General features: G+C 68.8%; 20 protein-coding genes. 10 read left to right on the top strand and 10 right to left on the bottom strand.

What is annotated here, in order from left to right:
* Positions 1 to 18: 18 nt before the first annotated feature.
* Positions 19 to 984 (bottom strand): ferritin-like domain-containing protein, encoded by a 966-nt coding sequence (locus tag FHR19_RS06385; protein WP_184026066.1) that lies wholly within the window; start codon positions 982 to 984, stop codon positions 19 to 21.
* 156 nt (positions 985 to 1,140) lie between these two features.
* Here FHR19_RS06385 and FHR19_RS06390 point away from each other — a divergent pair, with 156 nt between their 5' ends.
* The 7 genes from FHR19_RS06390 (at position 1,141) to FHR19_RS06420 (ending at position 7,759) form a co-directional block, all read left to right on the top strand.
* The gene (locus FHR19_RS06390) at positions 1,141 to 1,869 is read left to right on the top strand and encodes a Crp/Fnr family transcriptional regulator (protein ID WP_184026069.1); all 729 of its coding nucleotides are present in this window, start codon (positions 1,141 to 1,143) and stop codon (positions 1,867 to 1,869) included.
* A complete protein-coding gene (locus tag FHR19_RS06395; RefSeq protein ID WP_184026071.1) occupies positions 1,869 to 2,435 on the top strand; it encodes a sigma-70 family RNA polymerase sigma factor in 567 nt (188 codons plus the stop codon). Before FHR19_RS06390 ends, FHR19_RS06395 begins: the two co-directional genes overlap by 1 nt.
* Entirely contained in the window at positions 2,428 to 3,129 is a 702-nt protein-coding gene (locus tag FHR19_RS06400) for an anti-sigma factor (RefSeq protein WP_184026073.1), read from the top strand. Before FHR19_RS06395 ends, FHR19_RS06400 begins: the two co-directional genes overlap by 8 nt.
* 54 nt (positions 3,130 to 3,183) lie before the next feature.
* Complete coding sequence (locus FHR19_RS06405; protein WP_184026075.1) at positions 3,184 to 4,803, top strand: NAD(P)/FAD-dependent oxidoreductase; 1,620 nt, start codon at positions 3,184 to 3,186, stop codon at positions 4,801 to 4,803.
* 58 nt (positions 4,804 to 4,861) lie between these two features.
* Positions 4,862 to 5,551 carry a DUF2490 domain-containing protein gene (locus FHR19_RS06410; protein ID WP_184026077.1) on the top strand — a complete coding sequence of 230 codons (690 nt, stop codon included), beginning with the start codon at positions 4,862 to 4,864 and terminating at the stop codon, positions 5,549 to 5,551.
* A 106-nt stretch (positions 5,552 to 5,657) separates the two neighbouring features.
* On the top strand, positions 5,658 to 6,746 hold the full coding sequence (locus FHR19_RS06415; RefSeq protein ID WP_184026079.1) for a DUF47 family protein: 1,089 nt from the start codon (positions 5,658 to 5,660) through the stop codon (positions 6,744 to 6,746).
* Positions 6,746 to 7,759 (top strand): inorganic phosphate transporter, encoded by a 1,014-nt coding sequence (locus tag FHR19_RS06420; RefSeq protein WP_184026082.1) that lies wholly within the window; start codon positions 6,746 to 6,748, stop codon positions 7,757 to 7,759. The genes FHR19_RS06415 and FHR19_RS06420 overlap by 1 nt, the downstream gene beginning before the upstream one ends.
* On the opposite strand, the gene FHR19_RS06425 is transcribed toward FHR19_RS06420, so the two are convergent.
* The 5 genes from FHR19_RS06425 to FHR19_RS06445 all read right to left on the bottom strand — a co-directional run bounded on the left by FHR19_RS06425 (position 7,751) and on the right by FHR19_RS06445 (position 12,685).
* The gene (locus FHR19_RS06425) at positions 7,751 to 9,208 is read right to left on the bottom strand and encodes an alpha/beta hydrolase (RefSeq protein ID WP_184026084.1); all 1,458 of its coding nucleotides are present in this window, start codon (positions 9,206 to 9,208) and stop codon (positions 7,751 to 7,753) included. The genes FHR19_RS06420 and FHR19_RS06425 overlap by 9 nt on opposite strands.
* A gap of 15 nt (positions 9,209 to 9,223) precedes the next feature.
* Positions 9,224 to 9,859: a hypothetical protein gene (locus FHR19_RS06430; protein ID WP_184026087.1), complete on the bottom strand. Its 636-nt coding sequence runs from the start codon at positions 9,857 to 9,859 to the stop codon at positions 9,224 to 9,226.
* Positions 9,856 to 10,152: a PadR family transcriptional regulator gene (locus FHR19_RS06435; RefSeq protein WP_425505948.1), complete on the bottom strand. Its 297-nt coding sequence runs from the start codon at positions 10,150 to 10,152 to the stop codon at positions 9,856 to 9,858. Before FHR19_RS06435 ends, FHR19_RS06430 begins: the two co-directional genes overlap by 4 nt.
* Positions 10,153 to 10,318: 166 nt before the next feature.
* Positions 10,319 to 12,235: a CocE/NonD family hydrolase gene (locus tag FHR19_RS06440; RefSeq protein ID WP_184026089.1), complete on the bottom strand. Its 1,917-nt coding sequence runs from the start codon at positions 12,233 to 12,235 to the stop codon at positions 10,319 to 10,321.
* Between the two features lie 75 nt (positions 12,236 to 12,310).
* A complete protein-coding gene (locus tag FHR19_RS06445; protein WP_246359375.1) occupies positions 12,311 to 12,685 on the bottom strand; it encodes a MerC domain-containing protein in 375 nt (124 codons plus the stop codon).
* Between the two features lie 207 nt (positions 12,686 to 12,892).
* Here FHR19_RS06445 and FHR19_RS17485 point away from each other — a divergent pair, with 207 nt between their 5' ends.
* On the top strand, positions 12,893 to 13,063 hold the full coding sequence (locus FHR19_RS17485) for a hypothetical protein (RefSeq protein ID WP_221228430.1): 171 nt from the start codon (positions 12,893 to 12,895) through the stop codon (positions 13,061 to 13,063).
* A gap of 203 nt (positions 13,064 to 13,266) precedes the next feature.
* On the opposite strand, the gene FHR19_RS17490 is transcribed toward FHR19_RS17485, so the two are convergent.
* The 4 genes from FHR19_RS17490 to FHR19_RS06465 form a co-directional block, all read right to left on the bottom strand.
* Positions 13,267 to 13,974 (bottom strand): esterase/lipase family protein, encoded by a 708-nt coding sequence (locus FHR19_RS17490; RefSeq protein WP_221228431.1) that lies wholly within the window; start codon positions 13,972 to 13,974, stop codon positions 13,267 to 13,269.
* A gap of 19 nt (positions 13,975 to 13,993) precedes the next feature.
* Entirely contained in the window at positions 13,994 to 14,995 is a 1,002-nt protein-coding gene (locus tag FHR19_RS06455; RefSeq protein ID WP_184026093.1) for an alpha/beta hydrolase, read from the bottom strand.
* A 20-nt stretch (positions 14,996 to 15,015) separates the two neighbouring features.
* Positions 15,016 to 17,295, bottom strand: coding sequence for a TonB-dependent receptor (locus FHR19_RS06460; protein WP_184026095.1), 2,280 nt, complete (start codon positions 17,293 to 17,295; stop codon positions 15,016 to 15,018).
* A 78-nt stretch (positions 17,296 to 17,373) separates the two neighbouring features.
* Positions 17,374 to 18,282, bottom strand: coding sequence for a helix-turn-helix domain-containing protein (locus tag FHR19_RS06465; RefSeq protein WP_184026097.1), 909 nt, complete (start codon positions 18,280 to 18,282; stop codon positions 17,374 to 17,376).
* 111 nt (positions 18,283 to 18,393) lie between these two features.
* Between FHR19_RS06465 and FHR19_RS06470 the strand changes: the two genes are divergently transcribed.
* Together FHR19_RS06470 and FHR19_RS06475 are read left to right on the top strand one after the other, a co-directional pair.
* Positions 18,394 to 19,728, top strand: a complete 1,335-nt coding sequence (locus FHR19_RS06470) for an MFS transporter (RefSeq protein WP_184026099.1) — start codon at positions 18,394 to 18,396, stop codon at positions 19,726 to 19,728.
* 58 nt (positions 19,729 to 19,786) lie between these two features.
* On the top strand, positions 19,787 to 20,992 hold the full coding sequence (locus FHR19_RS06475; protein ID WP_184026101.1) for an ROK family transcriptional regulator: 1,206 nt from the start codon (positions 19,787 to 19,789) through the stop codon (positions 20,990 to 20,992).
* Positions 20,993 to 21,096: the final 104 nt, after the last annotated feature.

Raw genomic sequence — 21,096 nt, forward strand, 5'->3', positions numbered from 1 at the left:
CGGAAGCGTATTGCTGGATCAGTTCGCCGCGCTCATGCGCAGCGTGCCGTTGACGCCGTTCGGGAAGAACCCGCCGCCCGTGACCGCCGCCCGGTTGAGGTAGACGATGTTGAGCACCTGGCCTGCGGTGCGGCTGTAGGCGAGGCCGTCGGCGTCGAGCGGCACGATGTTGCTGGTCGTCGCATTGCCGGTACCGCTGGCGCGCACGCCCTGGTCGAGGTCGCTGGTCCCGTCGAGGCTGTCGCGCGCGTTCGAGATCGCCTCTGTCGCGTCGATGAGCGCGGGGGTGGTCATGCCCTTGGCATAGAGCGTCGTGCGGACGATCGCGGCATGATACGCCTCGACCGCGAGAATGCCGGCGGCCGCCTCCAGGAAGGTCTTGTTGCTGACCAGCGGCGACGCGCCCTTGTACGCGGTGACGCCCACATCCTCGAAGATGAAGGCGGCGAGGAGGAAGTTCTCGTCGCTGGCATAGGGGTCGAAGGCGACGCCCGGCCCGACCAGCCCGGCGGCGCGCGCTGCGTTCGAAAACGCACCGTTCGGATCGGCGCTGATGTCGATCGCGGGCTGTGCGACGGCCGTGGCACCGATCGCGGTGCGCAGGAAATCGACATGCGCGCGCTCGTCCGCGGCAATTTCTTGCGCGTAGCGGGCGACGACGGGGTCGGTGAAATTGACGCGGCGCCCGCCGGTTGCGGCGCCGGCCGCGCCGGTGCCCGACAGGCTGGTGGTCGGCAGCCCCGCGCCGGTCGCGGCATAGAGGTAGAACTGTGCCTCGAGATATTCGAGGTTCAGCGCGAAGTTCAGAATGTCGCCGTCGGTGATCGTCGACGTCTGTGCCGCGGCGGGCGACGCCCCTGCGGTCAGAACGAAGCCGCCCGCAATCGCCGAGGCGGTGCTGAACGCGTTGAAGAAGGCGCGGCGGTCGGCTCGCCGCTGCGAACGGGCCTCCATCGCGTCGAGAAGGTCGCTGCTATCGGCCATGCCCGGAACTCCCTGAAGATCGCCATCACAACGCAGGAGGCTATCAGGATTTCAGCCGCTTAAAGCGTGCGTACGCCAGCCGTACGCTGTGCATCCGCGCCCGGAACCTTTTCGTATCTCGTTCGCCGGCCAATTACCCGAAGAGGGCGAGCGCGCATGTTCCGGACTGCCGAAGACCGATCCCCGCCGCCCTGCGGCAACCATCTCCTGGCCTCGCTGTTCGCGCCCAGCCTCGCGTCGCTGCGCCCGCATCTGGCGCGGCAGCGGATCGAGCAGGGGGACGTGATCGAAAGCGGGGCGGCGGGCGCCGATGTGGTTCATTTTCCCGAGACCGCCGTCTTCTGCCTGCGCGCCTGCGTGCCTGGGGGAAAGCAGCAGGGCCTCGGCCTGATCGGCCGCGAGGGCGCGCTCAACTGGGGCCTCGTCGCCGGCGTTCCGGTCCCCGGAAGCCAGGAGGCGGTGGCGGTCTCGGCGGGCACGATGTTGGCGATCGACGGGCGCGTGCTGCGCGACCTGTGCTTGATCGACCCCTCGCTGACGATGCGGCTGGTAGGCTTCGCTTTCCAGTTCGCCTGCCAGCTCGGCGCGACGCTGCGCTCGGGCATGTGCGATCCCGTCGACGTCCGGCTGAGCCGCTGGCTGCTCCTCTGGCACGACCGGGTCGACGACGGCGAACTGATGCTCACCCACGACCTGCTTGCCGGGATGCTCGGCGTCCGACGCGCGACGGTGACCGACGCGCTCCACGTTCTCGAGGGCGAGCGCCTCATCACCTCGACCCGCGGGCGGATCGTCGTGCGCTCGCGCTCGCTTTTGGAGGCGCATGCCGGTATCGCCTATGCCGTGACGGATCGGGTCTGGCCCGGCCGGGGTGGGGCGACATGATGGATCGATCATCGCAGGCAGAGGCCCGCGCGCACTTGTCCAGCCTGTTGCGGCAGGTCGGCGGCGGCGATCGCGATGCGCTGCGCGAGGTCTATGCGCTGACCTCGGCAAAGCTGTTCGGCGTCTGTCTGCGAGTCGTGCAGGACCGCGACACGGCCGAGGAAATCCTTCAGGACGTCTATCTAAAGATCTGGCGGCGTGCGGCGGGCTTCGATCCGGGACGCGCAAGCCCGATCACCTGGATGTGTACCGTCGCGCGCAACGCCGCCATCGACTGGCGTCGGTCGCACCGGCCGCAACTGATGGTCGGCGACGAGCATATTGCCGACCTCGCCGACGACCGAGCTGACGCCGAACAGGTGATCGCCGCCGATCAGGAGCGCGCACGCATCTTCCACTGCATCGAGCAACTCGGCGCGAAGCAGCGGGAGGCGATCCGCTCGGCCTTTTTCGACGGCCTGACCTATGCCGAACTGGCGGTGGTACGGAACGTGCCGCTCGGCACGATGAAGAGCTGGGTGCGCCGCGGGCTGGCCCAAATGAAGGAATGTCTCGGTCATGGCTGAACCGCTCGACCCCGATCTCGACGCGTTGGCCGCCGAGCTGGCGCTCGGCTTGCTTACCGGTGACGAGCGGGCGCGGGCGCTTCGCCTGTCGCTGTCCGACCGCGCCTTTGCCGAGGCGGTCGATGCCTGGCGGGCGCGGCTCGATCCGATGTACGACGGGTTCGAGGCGCAGCCGGCGCCCGATGTCTGGCCGGCGATCGCCGCGCGCCTCGGCCCGGGCGGCGCCGACATGGGCAAACGGCTGCGCCGCTGGCGGTGGACCGCGATCGGCAGCACCGGGATCGCCGCCGCCTTCGCCGCGGCCTTCCTGCTCGCCCGGCCCGAGCCCGTGACGATCGTGCGGGAGGTGGTGCGCGCGCCAGCGGAGGCCACGGTCGCCCAGCTCGGCGGGGCCGAGGGGACGCTGCTGGCGGCCAATTACGCGCCGGGCGACGGCGACCTGCGTATCCGCGCGGTGTCGCTGCCGCAAAGCGATCGCGTGCCCGAGCTCTGGGTCATCCCCGCCGACGGCGTGCCGCGGTCGCTGGGGCTGCTGGAGGGAGCCGGTACGACCCGCGTCAAGGTGCCCGCCGCGCTCCAGGCGCTGATCGTCGACGGCGCGACGCTGGCTGTCAGCCTGGAGCTGCCGGACGGGGCGCCCCATCAGGCGCCCAGCGCCGCGCCGATCGCGACGGGCAAGATCACGCGCATCTAGGGTCTGGTGATCGGCAGTGTCGCGCCCGGCGCGCTCAGGCGCTAAGGGCGGGGCATGTTGCGCCTGACCAACCTGACCCTGCCGCTGCACCATGCCGACGAAGCGCTGCTGTCCGCGATCTTCAAGCGGCTGCGCGTCACGCCGCGCGACGTGGTGCGCTATCAGGTCGTGCGCCGCGGCAACGACGCGCGCGACAAGGCGAATATCCAGCTCGTCTATACCGTCGACGTGACGCTGCGGAACGAGGCGCCGGTGCTCGCGCGCTTCCGCAAGGATCGCGACGTCCAGAAGACGCCCGACACGCATTACCGCCATGTCGGCACCGCCCCCGCGGGCGCGCCGCGCCCCGTCGTCATTGGCGCGGGGCCGTGCGGCCTGTTCGCGGGGCTGATCCTGGCGCAGATGGGATTCCGCCCGATCATCCTCGATCGCGGCAAGGTGGTGCGCGAGCGGACCAAGGACACCTGGGGCCTGTGGCGGCGGCGCGTCCTCAACCCCGAATCGAACGTCCAGTTCGGCGAAGGGGGCGCGGGCACCTTTTCCGACGGGAAGCTCTACAGCCGGATCAAGGACCCCCGGCACCTCGACCGCAAGGTGCTGACCGAGTTCGTCAAGGCCGGCGCCCCGCCCGAGATCCTGACCGAGGCGCATCCGCATATCGGCACCTTTCGCCTCGTCACGATGGTCGAGAGCATGCGCGCGACGATCGAGGCGCTGGGCGGCGAATATCGGTTCGAGAAGCGCGTCGTCGGCGTGGACATCGGCACCGACGGCGCAGGCGTGCGGCGGATGCAGGGGCTGCACCTCCACACCGGCGAGTATCTGGAGGCGAGCCACGTCGTCCTCGCGATCGGCCACAGCGCGCGCGACACCTTCCGGATGCTCCACGACGCGGGCGTGTTCGTCGAGGCCAAGCCCTTCTCGATCGGCGTCCGGATCGAGCATCCGCAAAGCTGGATCGATCGCGCGCGCTTCGGCGCCAATGCCGGCCACCCGGTGCTGGGCGCGGCGGAGTATCACATCTCGCACCACTGCTCGAACGGGCGCACGGTCTACAGCTTCTGCATGTGCCCCGGCGGCACCGTCGTCGCTGCCACCAGCGAGGAAGGCGGCGTCGCCACCAACGGCATGAGCCAGTATTCGCGCAACGAGCGCAATGCGAATTCGGGCTTCGTCGTCGCGATCGATCCCGAGCGCGACTTCCCCGGCGATCCGCTCGCGGGCCTCGACCTGCAACGCCATTGGGAGCGGCGGGCGTTCGTCGCCGGTGGCTCGAACTATCATGCCCCGGCGCAGCGGCTGGGCGATTTCATGGCCCGCCGCCCGTCGACCACGCTCGGTTCGGTCGTGCCGTCGTACAAGCCCGGGGTCACGCCCACCGCCCTCGACGAATGCCTGCCCGACTTCGTGGTGGAGGCGATGCGCGAGGCGATCCCGGTCTTCGGCCGGCAGATCCCCGATTACGATCATCCCGACGTGGTGATGACGGGGGTGGAGACGCGAACGTCCTCCCCGGTCCGCTTCACCCGCGGCGACGATTTCCAGAGCCTCAATACCGCCGGCCTGTATCCTGCGGGCGAAGGGGCGGGCTATGCCGGCGGCATCCTGTCGGCCGCGGTCGACGGGATCAAGGTCGCCGAAGCGGTCGCACGGTCGATGATCGGGGCGGCCTGACCGACGCCTCGCCGCGCCGCTCTTGATCTTCGCGGGCGGCAGGCGCACCGGCGCGGCGATGCGATTGTTTCCGATCCTTGCTGCCGCCATCGCGCTCGCCGCGCCCGTCCCGGCGCTCGCGCAGCAACAGGACGAGCAGCTCTGGGAGCAGCTCAACGTCGTCCTGCCCGTCGCCAAGGGCGTGCGCGTCACCGCAGAGCAGATCGCCCGGACCAGCGACCGGCAGGAGGGTATCTACACGACCGAGTACGGCGTGCTGGTCGGCGTCCAGATCGCGAAGGGCGTCGAGCTCGGCGTCGGCTATCGCCATGTCGGGTTCTTCAACGCCAACACCGCCGCCGACGAGGAGCGCATCCGCCAGCAGATCGTGATCGCGCGCGGGCGATTCGCGGGGCGCCTTCGCCTCGACGAGCGGTTCAATCCCGGCGGAGATGAGATTGGCTTCCGGGTCCGCCCGCTCGTCCGCTACAACCTGCCGCTCGGGCGGAGCCGGGTGTCGCTGTTCGGCAGCCACGAGAGTTTCATCCTGCCCAACTCGACCGTCTGGGGGCAGCGGGCGGGGTATGAGCGGATGCGCAACATCGTCGGGGTCAACGTGCCGATCGGCAAGGCGCTGAGCGCCGATATCGGCTATCTCAATCAGTATCGGCTCGCCCGCGGGGGTGCGCGGGCTCAGATGGATCATGCGCTGACGGTTCAATTGACGGTCAACCTCGACAAGCTGGGCATCGCGACGCTGCACGACTGACCGGTATCGTACGTTAGCGGTTGGAGTCCGGCCCACGACGCGGTAATGGCGCGCCCGCCAACCCCGGAGCTTTCCCATTCGTCAGATCGCCGCCTTGCCGTACCGGATGGAGGGGACCGCCCCCGATGCCCCGGTCAGCATCCTCCTCGTCACCTCGCGCGAGAATCGTCGCTGGGTCATTCCCAAGGGCAATGCGTCCAAGGGGCTGAGCCCGCACGACGCCGCCGCGCTGGAGGCCGAGGAGGAGGCGGGCGTGCGCGGCACGATCTGCCCGGTGGCGCTCGGTTCGTACCGCTATCGCAAGAAGCGGGCGAGCGGGGCGTCGCTGATGCTCGACGTCGACGTGTTCCCGCTGGCGGTGCGCGACGAGCAGGAGGCATGGAAGGAGCAGGGCGAGCGCGAGCGGCGCTGGTTCAGCCTCGAGGCCGCCGCGCAGGCGGTGGACGAGGCCGATCTCAAGGACCTGATCCGCTCCTTCGGCAATCGCGAATTCAAGGCAGCAACGCAGCGCACCGGCTTTATCCAGGCCGTCGCGCAAGGATCGAAAGTCTCTCACATGTTCGCCTGGTTCCAGAAGCTGCTGCCCCGCACGGGCAATTTCTTCGAGATGTTCGAGGCGCACGCCGCCACCGTCGTCGCGGGCGGCAATGCGCTCGCCCGGCTGGTGCAGGACGGCAGCGCCGAGCATATCCAGGAAGTGGTCGAGCGCGAGCGCGACGCGGACGAGATCATCCGCGAGGTGCTGCGCACGGTCCGCGTGACCTTCCTCACCCCGTTCGACCGCAGCGCGATCATCAGTTTGATCGGCTCGATGGACGATGCGATCGACGAGATGCAGGCGACGGTTCAGGCAGTCGACCTCTATGACGTGACGCAGTTCGAGCCCGAGATGCGGGATATCGCCGGCATCATCGTCGATGCAGCCCGCCTGACGGCCGAGGCCATGCCGCTGCTGCGCGACGTCGCGGGCAACGCCACGCGCCTGCACGAGCTGACCGAGCGGCTGGTCCGCATGGAAAGCCATGCCGACGAGATTCATGCCGCCGGCCTGAAGCGCGCGTTCAAGGAGCTCGGCCCGACCGATACGCTGCGCTTCTCGGTGCAGCGCGAGATCTACAAGCATCTCGAGCGCATCGTCGACAAATTCGAGGATGTCGCCAACGAGATCGACGGCATCGTCATCGATCACGCCTGATGCACGAGCTCGCCTTTCCGCTGCTGGTCGCGCTCATCATCGTGGCGCTGGCGTTCGACTTTCTGAACGGCCTGCACGATGCGGCCAATTCGATCGCGACGGTGGTGGCGACGCGGCTGTTGAAGCCCGTCCACGCCGTCGTCTTCGCCGCGGTGTTCAACGGCGCGGCCTATTTCCTGACGATCACCTTTCCCAGCCTGCACAAGGTCGCGAGCACGATCGGGCAGGGGCTGATCGAAAAGGACCTGGTGACGCCCGCGGTCGTGTTCGGCGCGCTGGTGGGGGCGATGTTCTGGAACGTCGTCACCTGGCTGAAGGGGATTCCGTCGTCGTCGAGCCATGCGCTGGTCGGCGGATTGATCGGCGCGGGCGTCGCGCATGCGGGGCTGACCGGGGTGCAATGGTCGGGGCTCAACAAGACGCTGATCGCGATCGTGCTGTCGCCGACGCTCGGCATGATCCTGGCGATGTTCATCATGCTGGCGACGAGCTGGATCTTCCGTCGCGCGACCACGGTGCGGGCCGAGCGGACGTTCCGGTTCCTGCACCTCCTCTCCTCGGGCGCCTATTCGCTGAGCCATGGCCTCAACGATGCGCAGAAGACGATGGGGATCATCACCGTCCTCCTCTATTCGACCGGCTATCTGCAGGGCGAATTCGAGGTGCCGCACTGGGTCGCCATCGCCTGCTACGTCGCGATCGCGCTCGGCACGCTGAGCGGCGGGTGGAAGATCATCGAGACGATGGGCAGCCGCATCACCAAGCTGTCGCAGCATCAGGGGTTCAGCGCGTCGCTGGCGGGCTCGATCATCCTGTTCAGCGCGTCAGCGCTCGGTATCCCGGTGTCGACCACGCACACCATTACCGGATCGATCATCGGTGCGGGCACCGCGCGGCGCGCGTCGGCGGTGCGCTGGGGCGTGGCGAGCAATGTGGTGACGGCGTGGCTCATCACCATCCCCGCGTCGGCGGCGGTGGGTGCGCTGTTCTACTTCCTCACGACGCTATTTTAAGGCGCCCGCCACGAAGTCGCCGACGAGCGCGACGACGCGGGGCGAGCCGATATTGGGGCCGAGTTTCTCCACTTCCTTTTCGTCGCCGGTGACGGCGCCGTCCTGAAACCAGTGGCTGAGATCGTCGAAGACGACGACCTTTGCCTTGGGGTTGGCGGCGAGTGCGGTGCGCGCGGCGGCGGCTTCGGGCGCGGCGATGACGAGCGGGTCCTTGCCGCCATAGACCGCGAGGACGGGCGCCTTCGTGGCGGCAAGGTCGCGGGCGGAGTGGACCTTGTCGGCGCTCCACGCCTCCGGCGTGTCGATGCGCTTCAGGCCCTCCTCCGCTTCGGGCCGGGTGAAGCCGAGCGCCTCGATCCGATCGACCAGAGCAGTGCGCAAGGGCGTGACCGAAGCGTCGCTCCGTCCGGCCGCGCGCGCCTTGAGCAGCGCCATCGCCGCTTCAACCGCAGGCTCGACCGCGGCCGGTGGCCGTCTTGCGGCAATCATCTGCTGGCGCAGCGCATTGGCCAGCATCGGGAAGCCGTCGCCGACCGAGCCGCCGAGCGTCACGACTGCGCCGATCGAGGGATCGGCGGCGGCGACGGCGGGGGCGACGACACCGCCCTGGCTGTGGCCGATCAGCGCCACATGGCTACCGTCGATGTCCGGCCGCGCACGCATCGCGGCGACGGCGGCCTGCGCATCGGCGGTGAGCAAACCGATATCCTCGACATAGGTGCCGGTCGACTGGCCGATGCCTCGCTTGTCATATTCAAGCGCCGCGATCCCGTCGCGGTTGAGGCGGGCGATCACCTCGTCGAAGCCGCCGCGGCCGTTGGGGCCGTGCCCCTGGAGAACGATCGCGACGGGGAAGGGGCCGCAGCCGACGGGCAGGTGGAGCGTGCCGGCGAGCGTCGCCGCCTTCGACGGAATGGTCAGGTCGACGGGGACCGCGGCCGGGCGATAGGCGGCGAACGCCTTTGCCGCGCCTGATGCGGGTACCCAGGCGACGGGGCCGAGCATGACCGCGCTGTCCACCTGCCCGAGCGTCACGACGAGCGCCTGCGAGCCGGCCGCCAGCGCCGCCGGGGCGGTGCCCGCGACCGTGAAACGCTGCCATTGCGGCGTCAGTGCAAGGTCGGTGCTCGCGACCCGCGTATAGCTCGGTTCCGGCCCCTGAATCGCGGCGGTCGTACGCATCGGCTTCGCAGCCCGCGCCCAGAAGGTGGCGGCGACCGTTTCGCCGGCGGCGATCGCCTGCGGGAGTTTGAGCACCGCGCCGCTGGTCCACGGCTCGGCGTGGGTCGCGGGCGGCTGTGCCGCGCGGATCGCACCACCGGGGACGCCCGCGTCGCGCTCGTGGGTCGAGATCGTGCCGTAGATGACCCATCGGCCGGCATCTTCGACCTGCGCGTGCGCGGGGCTGGCGATGAAGGCGGCGATGGCGAGGGGGATCGAGGCCTTCATCGGGGGACTCCTCGGCTAGAAAGCGGGCTGTTCGTGGCGGGGAAGCTGTGACTGCCAGGTCGCGAGGGTGAAGATCGCGGCGGTCTCGGCGGCAAGCACCCAAATCGGCAGGATCAGGCTTGTCGGATCAATCGCCGCGCAGCCCGAGACGATCGTCAGCGTCGTGACCGCCGCGGCGCCGAAACGGCTCGCCATGCCGACGCGCGCCCAATCGCGGTCGAGGATCCACCACGCAACGGGCAAGTGGAGTGCGGCGGTCAGCAGCATCAGGCAGAGGAGCGACGGCGCGGCGATCATGTTGCCGACGTTGAGGAGCAGCCGGTGCTCGCCGCTGCCGTAGAGATAGCCGGCCAGCCCGTCGCTCGCAGCCATGAACGGAAAGCCGAAGATCGCCGCGACCGCCAGCATGCCCGCGACGGGCAGGATCACGCCGATCGCCAGCGCGTGCGAGACCAGCGTGAAGCGCCCCTCGGCATGGGTCAGCATCGTCCGCCAAGCCGCCACGAGGCAGCCGAGCGCGAAGCGCAGCGGGCGGCCGTCCGCTTCCGCCGCCTCGAGCTCTGCGGCCATCGCCCAGGCCCAGTCGGCGCGGCGGGGGCCGAGACTGCGCGCGGTCAGCGCCATCACGATCCAGGCGAGGCGGCGGGTCATGCGGTGACGCCTTCGCCGAGCGGCCCCTGCCCGGTCAGTTCGCGAGCCAGCGCGAGGCCGGCCGTCGTCAGGCGATAGGCGTGGCGCGGCGGGCGGCCGGGCTGGGCGGGGGGATGCCATTCGGCCTCGACCAGCCCCTGATCGGTCATCCGCATCAGAAGCGGATAGAGCGTGCCAGACGCCAGCCCCGTTTCCTTCATCAGTTCATAGCCGTGCTGCGCGGCGGGGGCGTGCGCGTATAGCCTTTCGATGAGGCGGCGCATCTGCGGCGAGGGGCGGCGGGTTCGGACCATTTGCGCATAACAACATATGTAGATTTATGAGTCAATTGCCCTCTGTTCGGTCGTTACCCCGGACTTGATCCGGGGTCCCGCTTCTTCTTCAGGCGTCGAAAAGGCAGCGGGATTCCGGATCAAGTCCGGGATGACGCAAAGGGAACGGCGGATTGGACGCCCCGCATTACGGCGCGGGCGGCGTCTTGACGATCGGCAGCCACACCGCGCTGGCCGCGCCGCCGCCGCGTTCGAGCGTCACGGTCGCCTTCTGGTAATCGGCTTTCTTCGCGAGGAAGATGTTGGGCACGTATTTCTGCGGATTGCGGTCGTAGAGCGGGAACAGGCTCGACTGCACCTGCACCATGATCCGGTGGCCGGGCTGGAAGACGTGGTTCACGGCGGGCAGGCGGAAGCGATAGCGCTGGACCTTGCTCGCCGGGATCGCGGACGGCTTTTCGAGGCTGTCGCGATAGCGGCCGCGGAAGATGTCGAGGCTGACGGCAAGCTGGTAGCCGCCCATCTTGGCATCATTCGCCACCTCGTCGGGATAGACGTCGATCACCTTGACGACGAAATCGCCGTCCGTGCCCGTGGTCTTTGCATAGAGGTCGGCGATCGGCGCGCCCGACATGCGGACCGGCGCGGTCAGGACGGGCGTCGTATAGGTCATCACGTCGGATCGGCCGTCGACATGGCGCTGGTCGCTGACGAGCCAGTCGGGCCAGCGGCCGTCGCCGAAATTGACCGGCCGCGGCAGGTGCGGGACGGGCTTTGCGGGATCGCTGACATAGCTGTCCTCGCCCGCCGACCCCTTGGCATAGGCAAGGCCGCTGTCGGCAGCGAGGTACATGGGGGTGAGCGGCGCGGCGCACCCCGCCTCGCACGCCAGCGGCCAGTTGGCGAACCGCTCCCACTTGTTCTCGCCGGTGTTGTAGATGGTCGCGGCGGGCAGGTTCGCGGGCGGGCCGTCCTTCAGATACTGGTCGAACAGCGGCAGCACCATTTCCTCGCGGAATTGCTGCGCGGTGTCGCCGTTCCACTTGAGCGGGCCGAGTTCGGTCCCCTCGCGATTGACCTGGCTGTGCCGCCACGGACCCATGACGAGGAAGTTGTTGCCGGTCTTGCCCTTGGCCTTCAGCGCCTCCCATGCGGTGATCGCGCCGTAAATGTCCTCCTGATCCCACAGGCCCTGTTCCCAGATGGTGGGGACGTTGGAGGGATTGGCGGCGAGCAGCTTGTCGAGCGCCTGCCCCTGCCAGAAACCGTCATAGGCGGGGTGCGCGACCATCTTCTGCCAAGCAGGCAGCTGGTCGAAGCCGGAGTTGCGCGCCCATTCGTTCGCGCCGCCCAGCCGGCGAAACTCCTCGTAATTGTCGTAGATGCCGGTGGCGGGATCCTGGCCCGGACCCTTGTAGCCGGTCTGCGATCCGATCCAGCCGATATTGGCGAGGCGGAAGGCGCCGTTGTGGAACCAGTCGTCGCCGCGCCAGCCGTCGATCATCGGGCTTTCGGGCGCCGCGACCTTGAGCGCCGGGTGCGGGTTGAGGAGCGCCATGACGACGGTGAACCCCTCGTAACTCGACCCGATCATGCCGACGCGGCCGTTCGATTCGGGCAGGTTCGCCTTGTTCACCAGCCAGTCGATCGTGTCGTAGGCGTCGGTGACATGATCGGTGCTGGTGGGGTTCAGCGGCCCGCGAACGGGGCGGGTGACGATGTAATCGCCCTCCGACCCGTATTTGCCGCGGATGTCTTGGTACACGCGGATATAGCCTGCCTTGACGAACGGCTCGTCGGCGAGCGGCAGCGTCGACAGGATGCGCGGGCTGTCCATCCGGTTCGCCCGGCCGGATGCGTCATAGGGGGTGCGCGTCAGCACGATCGGCGCATTGGTAACGCCCTTGGGATAGACGATGACGGTGTGCAGCTTCACGCCGTCGCGCATCGGGATCATCACCTCGCGCTTCACATAGTCGCGCGCATCGATCGGCGGCGTGAAGGTCGCGGGAATGTCACTCGGCGGGAATTGCTGCTGCGCGCCGGCGGGCAGCGCCGAGACGAGCGCGAGGGTAAGCAGCGGGAGCGAACGCAGACGGGCCATCAGACGGGACCTTTGCCGGGGGAGAGAATGGGTCGAGGCGAGGTGTGCGCCTGTCGCGGGCGCGCGGCAATCCCCCTAGCCGTGCCGCATCGCGCGGGCGTTGAGCGCGTGCCCGGCGGCGAGGAGCAGCGAGCCGGCGACGGTGATCGCGGTCTCCGCCGCCTCCGACAATGGGGCGAGCGCGCCGATGCCGATCGCGGTCAGGCCGAGGACCGCAACGACCGCGGGCCACGTCCGGCGGTGGCGACGATGGCCGAGCGTGAGGGCCGCGGCGCTGGTCGGGACCGCGAAGGCGAAGGCAAGCGCGTGGAACCCCTCCGGCACCGAAAGAAACACCGACAGCGCGGGGATCGCGACGAGCAGCGCCGGGAGCGCGAGGCAGTGGATCAGGCAGAGCGTCGAGGCGCCGATCGCAAGCCGGTCGAACAGATCCTGGCGCAGCGTTGCCATTAAAACCTCCATCGCCCGGCAGGGAACGCCGCCGGGCGATGGAAATGATACATTGTCACATCAACGTCAAGCCGGGCTCAGCTGGCGGCCAGATAGGTCTCGATCCACGATGTCGAGGGACTGTCCCAGCCGAGCTCCAGATGGTTGACCGGCACCGTCTGGCTGCCGCCGTGATTGGTGATGCCGACGATATCGCGACAGCTTTCGATGAAGACGACGCCGTCGGACGGGCCGGTATGCTCGTTGTGGAGCAGCGTGATGTCGGGCTGGTTGCCGCAGATATTGTGGACGCGAATGCCGGCGGGCGAGGGCGCATTGCGGATCGTGTCGACCAGCGACGCGCCGAGATACGCGCCGATCCCCGGCCCCGCGCTGTAGAAGCCGGTGCCGCCATGGAAAGTGGTGTACCAGTCCTGCTCCGTCGTCGGCAGCGGGAAGCGGTCGACCCAGCTTTTCAGCAGTTGCGCCGAGCCGGGGAAATAGGGCGAGCCATAGGTCCAGGCATCGCCGTTCTGCCAGACGCCGTAGCAGACGAGGCGGTTGTGCGGCGTCGGCCCGTTGATGACCCCGCCGCAGCCCGGCTAGACGGTGAGGCTGAACGTCCAGCCATGCCGGAACGACAGGTCGATGCCGTTATTGGCCGAGCCCAGAAGGATCAGCCGCCGAACGTCGCCGCGGTAAGCGGTGCCCCACGACTTGCGCACGTTCGAGATGTACATGCGCGCGTTCGACGCCGCCTTCGACCAGGCGACGACATCGACGCTCGCCGCGCCGGTCCGCTGCTTGATGATCGAGATGGCGTTGGCGATCTGCTCGGCCCAGCCGTAGCCGTCACCGTTCTTGTGCGCGAGGCCGAGGGCGAAAACGCGGTATCCCTTGCCCGACAATTGCTGCATCAGCCCGCGGGTGGGACAGGTGGACCGGCCGCAGCCATAGCTGCCCGCCTCGTTGGGATTGGCCCAGGCGAGGTCCGCATCCTGGTTGGCGCCGTGGACGAGGAGGACGGGCACCTGACGCGCGCCGGTGTTCCAGCCGGGCGCATAATAGAGCAGCATCTTCGACGCCGCCGGCTGGGCCGAGCCGAAGAAGGTCGCGCGCTGGCCGCTCTGGTTGCCGCGGCCATCGGTCGGGAACGCTTCTGTCGCGATGCCTCCCGTGCCATCGCGCCATCGTTCGACCTGTGCCCAGCCGTTCGCGGGCGACATGAAGGTCTGTTCCCATACCGGCGCTCCGGCCGCAGCAGGCGCGGCGGCGAAGAGCGCGAGGATGGCGGCGGCTAGACGGCGCATGACGGTTCCCCTCTCGTTGTTATTCCTTGGTCAGCATCCCGCGCGCCGCATCGGCGAGCATCCGCCGCGCGTCCTGCGCCACGTCGAGCACCCCGAAGGAGGCGAAGGCATGGATCGTCGAGCCGGCGCAGTGATAGCGGCTGGCGACGCCCGCCCGTTCAAGCTGCGCATGATAGGCGGCCGCCTCGTCGCGCAGCGGGTCGTGGCCCGCGGTCAGGACGAAGGCTGGGGCGATCCCGGCGGGAACAGGCGCGTCGAGGATCGAGATACGCGGGTCGCCGGGCCTGGCGTCGCTGCCCGCCAGATAGGTGTCGCGGGCAAAGGCGATGCCGGCATTGGCGAGGAAATGCTGTCCCTGGCCATAGAGCGTGCGCGAGACGAAGCGATCGTCGGGCGAGACGACGTCGGTCATCGGATAGACGAGGATCTGCCCCTTGAGCCGCGTGTCGCCCGCGAGTGCCAGTTCGCGCGCGACGACGGCGGCGAGGTTGCCGCCCGCGCTGTCGCCCATGACGGCCACGCGCGTCCGGTCGCCGCCGAACATGCCGGCATGGTCGAGCAGGTGGCGCGCCGCCGCGAGCGAATCGTCGAGCGCGGCGGGAAACCCGTTTTCGGGCGCGAGGCGATAGTCGAGCGCGACCACCGCGCAGCCGCTCAAGCCAGCGATCGACATGGCGAAACCGGCATAGCTGTCGAGCCCGCCGAGCGACCAGCCGCCGCCATGCAGGAACAGGATCACCGACACCGGCCCCTCGCCGCCCGGATGATAGAGGCGCGCGGGCCGCGCCCCCTTGCCGCCGGGCAGGCCGAGTCCCTCGACACGAAGGGTGGTCACGTCGCGCTCGGGCCCGCGAAAGCGGTCGAACACCGCGTCGGCAAAGGCGCGGCTGGCGCCGATCCCCTCGGTCATTACGCGTTCGATCCAGCCGGCCTTCATCGCGTCATAGTCGGCAAGCAGTGCGCGCGACTGGTCGTCAAGGACGATGCCGGGTTCGAGGCCGGTGGGGACCGCGTCGATCATGGGTGCAGGGCTCGCCATGGTCAGTACCGCAGGATCAGGCGCAGGTCGTAGGTGCGCGGTGCTGCAAAGAAGCCGAGCTGGACGCCCGGAAATTCGCTGAGGTTGAAGCCCTGCACCCGCAGTGCCTGGTCGGTCAGATTCTCCACCCCGGCGCGCAGTTCCCATCGCTTTTCCGGGCCGACGACGCCGATGAAGGCGTTGATCTTTTCGTAGCCCGGCTGGCGCAGCAGCGGGCTGTCGGTGATCTCGGTCGCGACGGTCGAGCGATAGGCGCCGTCGATGTGGAACACCCCCGACACGTCGCCGCCGCCCAGCGGGCGGGTATAGGTGAGCCCCACGCTGGCGTTGAAGTCGGGGGCGTTGACGACGCGGCGGTCGCTAACGTCGGTAACGACACCGCCGACGAGCTGGTCGAAGCGACGATACTTGGCGTCGAGCAGGCCGACCGAGCCGGTGAGGTCGAGCCCGTCGGCGAGCCGCGCGGCCAGCTCGAACTCGAGGCCGAAGGATCGCGCGGCGGCGGCGTTGGTGAACAGGCTGGCGAAGACGCCGGTCACCGGATCGGCGCCGAAAGACGTCACCTGCTGGTCGGTATAGTCGTTGTAGAAGGCGGCGAGGTTGGTGGTCAGGCGACCGCCCGCCCAGCTCTTCTTGATGCCGCCCTCATACGCCCAGACATATTCTGGGCGGAACGGGCGGAAGCCGAAGTCGCTGTTCGCGCGCCCGTCGAACCCGCCGCTCTTGAACCCGCGCGAGGCGGAGGCATAGAGCAGAAGATCGCGGTCCGGCTGGTACGAGATCGAGGCGCGCGGGGTAAGCGCGTCGAAATCGGCGCTCCCCGCAATCGGCAAGCCCGCGATCCCAGCGCCAGCCAAGAACGGCGGCGGGTTGCCGCCGATGACGCTGACGGCGGGATCGAAGAAGAACTCGAACGCGCGCGACGAGGACCGCTTTTCGTGCGTGTAGCGAAGGCCCGCGCCGAGGCTCAATTGCGGCGTCAGCTCGACCGTCGCATCGGCGAAGGCGGCATAGCTGTCGGTCGTCTGGCGCGTGTCGGCAAGACTCGACGTCGGGAAGTTGAAGGCGGTAACGGGGAACCCAAACAGCGTCGCTGCGCCGTCGTCATAGCCCGACAGCGTTACGTCGCGATCGTGGAAATAATAGAGTCCCGCCGTGACCGCGAAGCGATCAGGCACGGCATAGGTCGCGCGCACTTCCTGGCTGAACTGGTTCTGCCGCTGCTTCAGATAGATGTCGAGGATCGAGAGCGGCGAGCCGTCGGTGTCCAGATTGAGGTCGAAGTCGAACCGGCGATAGGCGCTGATCGCCTCGATCGTCAGCGCCTCGGTCGCGTTCCAGCGGGCGGTGAGCGAGGTGCCCCAGCCGGTCTGGTCGTTGAGCCCGTTGGCGTTGGTGTCGACGCGGTACGGATCGGTCGCCGCGGGCAGGGTGACGAGGCGGCCGTTGGCAAAGCCCGTGATCTGCGTCGCGCGCACCGGGCTGCGCGAGGTGTCGGGGCGGTCGAACTTCACGTCGCCGGTCAGCAGCACCTCGAAATCGGAGCTCGGCTCGAACAATAGCGACGCGCGGCCGCTGATCGTGCGCACGTCGCCGTCGTCCGCGCCCTTGGTCGTGTTATATGCATAGCCCGTCCGCCGCTGCCACGAATAGGCGATCTTGCCGCGGACGGTGTCGGACAGCGGGCCGCTGATCCGCCCCTTGGCCAGCACCGAATCGTAGTTGCCGATCCCGCCCTCGAAATAGGCAGAATAATCCTTGGTCGGGCGGGTCGAGACGAACTTGATCGCGCCGCCGATTGTGTTGCGGCCGTAGAGCGTCCCCTGCGGCCCGCGCAGCACCTCGATCCGTTCGACGTCGAACACGTCGAGGAACGCGGCCTGGCTGCGTGCGATGAACACGTCGTCGACATAGACGCCGACGCCGGGGTCGGCGAAGGCGAGCGAGTCGTTCTGTCCGACGCCGCGGATGTAGATCACCGCATTCCCGGCATCGCCCTGATCGAGATAGAGGTTGGGCGTCGCATACTGGATGCCCGAAAGCGTATCGGCCTGAAGGTTCGACAGCGCGGTCGAATCATAGGCGGAAATCGCGATCGGCACGTCCTGTAGCGATTCGGCGCGGCGGCGCGCGGTGACGACGATCTCGCCCGGCGCGGTTTCCTCGGCCGCGGTCTCGGTGGCGGACGTCTCCTGCGCCATGGCCGGTGCCGAAAATGCGATCGCCGCGCTCATGAGCGCGAGGCCGGCGATGTGCCGGCGCGCGAAACCCGTTGTCGTCATTGCCTCTCCCCTGTCCGGTCTCGGCCGGATGCGGAAGAGCTAGCGCCCGCCCGCGTTCAGCGTCGAGGACAGAGCCGGTCAAACTGAAGGGACATTTCCGCTCAAGGCTTGGGGCGGTGCTGCGCGATACTGGCCCGGCGAGACGCCGTTCCAGGCCTTGAACGCGCGCGCGAAACTGCGCCCGTCGGCAAAGCCCAGCGCCTGCGCGATGTCGGCGGAAGGATGCGCCGCCGCCAACATCCGCTGCGCCGCGTCGTTGAGCGCGTCGGCGCGAATGTCGCGAAAGCTCGTCCCCGCCTGGTCGAGCCGGCGGCGCAGCGTCGCCGGGCTGAGGCCGAGGCGGCGGGCGACCGCGGCCTGATCCTCGGCGCCCGCGTCGAGTGCGGCGCGGACGCGGGCGGCGATGTCGCGGCCGGTAGGGACGGCATCGGCCAGCGCGATCGCTTCGGCAAAGACCTCCGCCTGGCCGAACCCCTCGAACCGGGGGGCAACGGGCAGGTCGGCGGTCTCGATCCGGTAGTCGAGCCGCCAGACGGGGGCGTTGTGGCGGATCGGCGCGACCCAGAAGCGGGCGACCTCGCCATCGTCGCAGCCGGGCGAGCGTGCGTGGACGGCACGCAGCGAGGGGCGAAGATCGCCGCCCGCGACCAGCGACAGCATCGTGTGCACGAGGACCAGGACCAGCGTCATCGCCTCGAACGCCGCCGCTGGCGTTACGTCGTCGCCATAAGGAAACTCGCGGTCGTCCACGATATAGCTGAAGCGATCGGGGCGCAGGTCGACGCGATTGTAATGGCCGGCATGGACGACGTTATAGGCATGGCCGATCCGGCGGGCGGCCTCGCCCACGCTGCCCGCGTCGCGCAGCGTCTGGCCGATGAACGCGGTCGTCCCGCGCGCCAGCGGACGGCGCGACAAGTGCCAGGTCTCGTCCGCCGCCGCCGCCGCGGCGCGCGCCGCCCCTTCGATCGCTCGCTTCAATTCCATTGAGCGTGAGGCTATCCGCGGCACCGGCGGGCGACAAGACAGCGGCTTGCCAGGATCGGCTCCGCTGGCTAGTCGATCAGTACAAAATGATTTGATTATGGGGGATGTCCGATGGTCGCGACTTCGTCGGGGACGGTGCATGGCGGCAGCGCGCCCGCAGGGGCGGCGACGCGGGTCGCCTTTGCGGTCATCACGACGTTGTTCTTCGCCTGGGGGCTCATCACCTCGCTGATCGACCCGTTGGTGGGCGCGGTAAAGGGGGTGTTCACGCTCTCGAACCTTCAAGCGCAGCTCGTCGCGTCGGCCTTTTTCGCGGCTTATTTCTTCGTCTCGTTTCCGGCGGCGGCTTTGGTGTCGCGGGTGGGGTCGATCCGCTCGATCCTGATCGCGCTGGCGGCGATGATCGCCGGCTGCCTAACGATGCTCGTCGCGGCCAACCTTGCGGTCTATGCGCTGGTGCTCGCCGGGCTGTTCACGCTGGCGGCGGGGATCACCGTGTTGCAGGTGGCGGCCAATCCGCTGGCCGCCGCGCTCGGCGATCCGAAGCGCAGCCATTTCCGCCTGACGCTGAGCCAGACGTTCAATTCGTTCGGCACGTTCATCGGTCCGATCGTCGGCGCGCACCTGTTCCTGAACGGGATCGAAGTGAAGCCGGGCGCCGCGGTCGATCCGGCGGCGCGGGCACAGGCGCTGGCGGGCATCGATACCGCCTATCTGTGGCTGTGCGGCATGATCGCAGTGCTGGCACTGTTCTTCTTCTTCGGCAAGCGGGTGATCGCCGCCGCCGCCCCCGCGGCGAGCGGGACCGGCGGCATCGGCGCGGCGCTGCGTTCGAAATGGGCGCTGTTCGGCGCGGCGGCGATCTTCCTCTATGTCGGGGCCGAGGTGTCGATCGGGACGCAGATGGCGCTGTTCCTCAACGACGACAGCGTCTGGGGTCGGTCGGATGCGGCGTTCGGCGTGCCGCTGCTCGGCTTTGCGATGGGATCGGACGGGGTGCCGGGCGTCTCGCTTCAAGAAGCGGCCAAGGCGGTCGCTTTCTACTGGGGCGGGGCGATGGTCGGACGCGCGATCGGATCGGTGCTGCTGGCGCGCGTGTCGGCAACCAAGCTGCTCGCCGCCGCCACCGCGATCGCGGCGGCGATGTGCCTCTATGTCGCGGGCGTCGGCGGCGTGAGCGCGGGCTTTGTCGCGCTGGCGATCGGGCTGTTTAACTCGATCATGTTCCCGGTCATCTTCACGCTGACGCTCGAGCGTTCGAGCGCCAGCAGCGAGGCGACCGCGGGCCTGATGTGCACCGCGATCGTCGGCGGCGCGATCCTGCCGCTGGCGGTAGGATCGCTGGCGGATGTCGCAGGCTATGCCGCAGCGATGCTGGTGCCGGCGGCCTGCTATGTCGCTCTTTGCGCCTTTGCCTTTGCGGCGGGACGGGTCGCCGCGCGTTGAGCGGTTGATTGTTATCGCGGAAAGCGCATGGTTCGGGTCAGCGGGCAAAGGATGACGAATGGACGGACGTGAGCGGTCGGCGTTGCTGGCGGGGGCCAATATCGAACATGCCGGTCAGCACAACCAGCGCGTCGTCCTGCATGCCATCCGCGTCAACGGCACCGTCACCCGTGCCGATATCGCCGCGGTCACCGGACTGACGCACGCGACGGTCACCAACATCACCAACCGCTTGCTCGACGACGGCCTGCTCGCCCGCGCTGGCCAACGGCGCGGTGCGCGCGGCCAGCCGGCGATGCGGCTGACGATCAATCCGGCGGGGGCGTGTTCGATCGGGGTCAATGTCGATCGCGACCATTTGACCCTGGTCGCGGTCGATTTCGGCGGCGCGGTGCGCGCGCGGATCAGCCGCGACATGGCGTTCCCGATGCCCGCGGACGTGCGCGCCTTCTATCGCGAGGAAGTCGACCGGTTGCTGGCGGTGGCGGGGATCGGGCGCGATCAGGTGGCGGGCGTCGGCGTCGCGCTGCCCGACCAGATCGGCGAGGTCGAGTTGCCGGGGCGCCCCGCGGGCTATGGCGAATGGGCCGAGACCGACGTGGCGGCGCTGTTCGCCGAACCGCATCCCTTGCGCGTCTGGGTCGAGAACGACGCCGCCGCCGCCGCGATCGGCGAGATGCAGTTCGGCCTGGGGCAGCGTTACGGCAGCTTCTTCTACCTCCTCGTCACCTATGCGCTGGGCGGCGGGCTGGTCGTCAATTCGCTTTACGATCGCGGGGCGAACGGGCGGTCGGGCGAGATCGGCTTCCTGATGGTCGATGACGGCACGGGGCGGCAGGTGCCGCTCCAGAACCTCGTTTCGCTCGCCGGGCTCGCCCGCCGGTTCGAGGCGGCGGGGCTGGCGGGGGCGAGCGTGCGGTCGCCCGACCAGGCAAACCCGGCGGTCGCGCGCGAGGTACAGGCCTGGGTCGAGCAATCGGCGCGCGCGCTTGTCCAGCCGCTGATCGCGGTCAATTGCCTGATCGATCCCGAGACGGTGCTGATCGGCGGGCGGCTGCCGGTGGCGATCGTTGATCAGCTGGCGCAACGGACCAATGCGCTCCTTCGCATCCACGGCCGCAACGCGCCGGTGCTGGCGCCGGTACAGGCAGCGGCGCAGGCCGAGGATGCCGCGGCGGTCGGCGCGGCGCTGCTGCCGTTCGAAGACCTGTTGCTTCCCGCCGATGCCGGCGCGGCGCGGCGGGCGTCGCTGGTCGCGGCCTAACCAATTAGGAAATCAATTTTCACTTTTCGATTGAGCCTTTCCCACGCTCGGCTATGACTTGCGGCGAATGCGTGGCGCGAAGCTGCGCGGCGAGGGAGAGGTGA

The organism is Sphingomonas yantingensis, assembly GCF_014199325.1.
GTDB classification, from domain to species: domain Bacteria; phylum Pseudomonadota; class Alphaproteobacteria; order Sphingomonadales; family Sphingomonadaceae; genus Sphingomonas; species Sphingomonas yantingensis.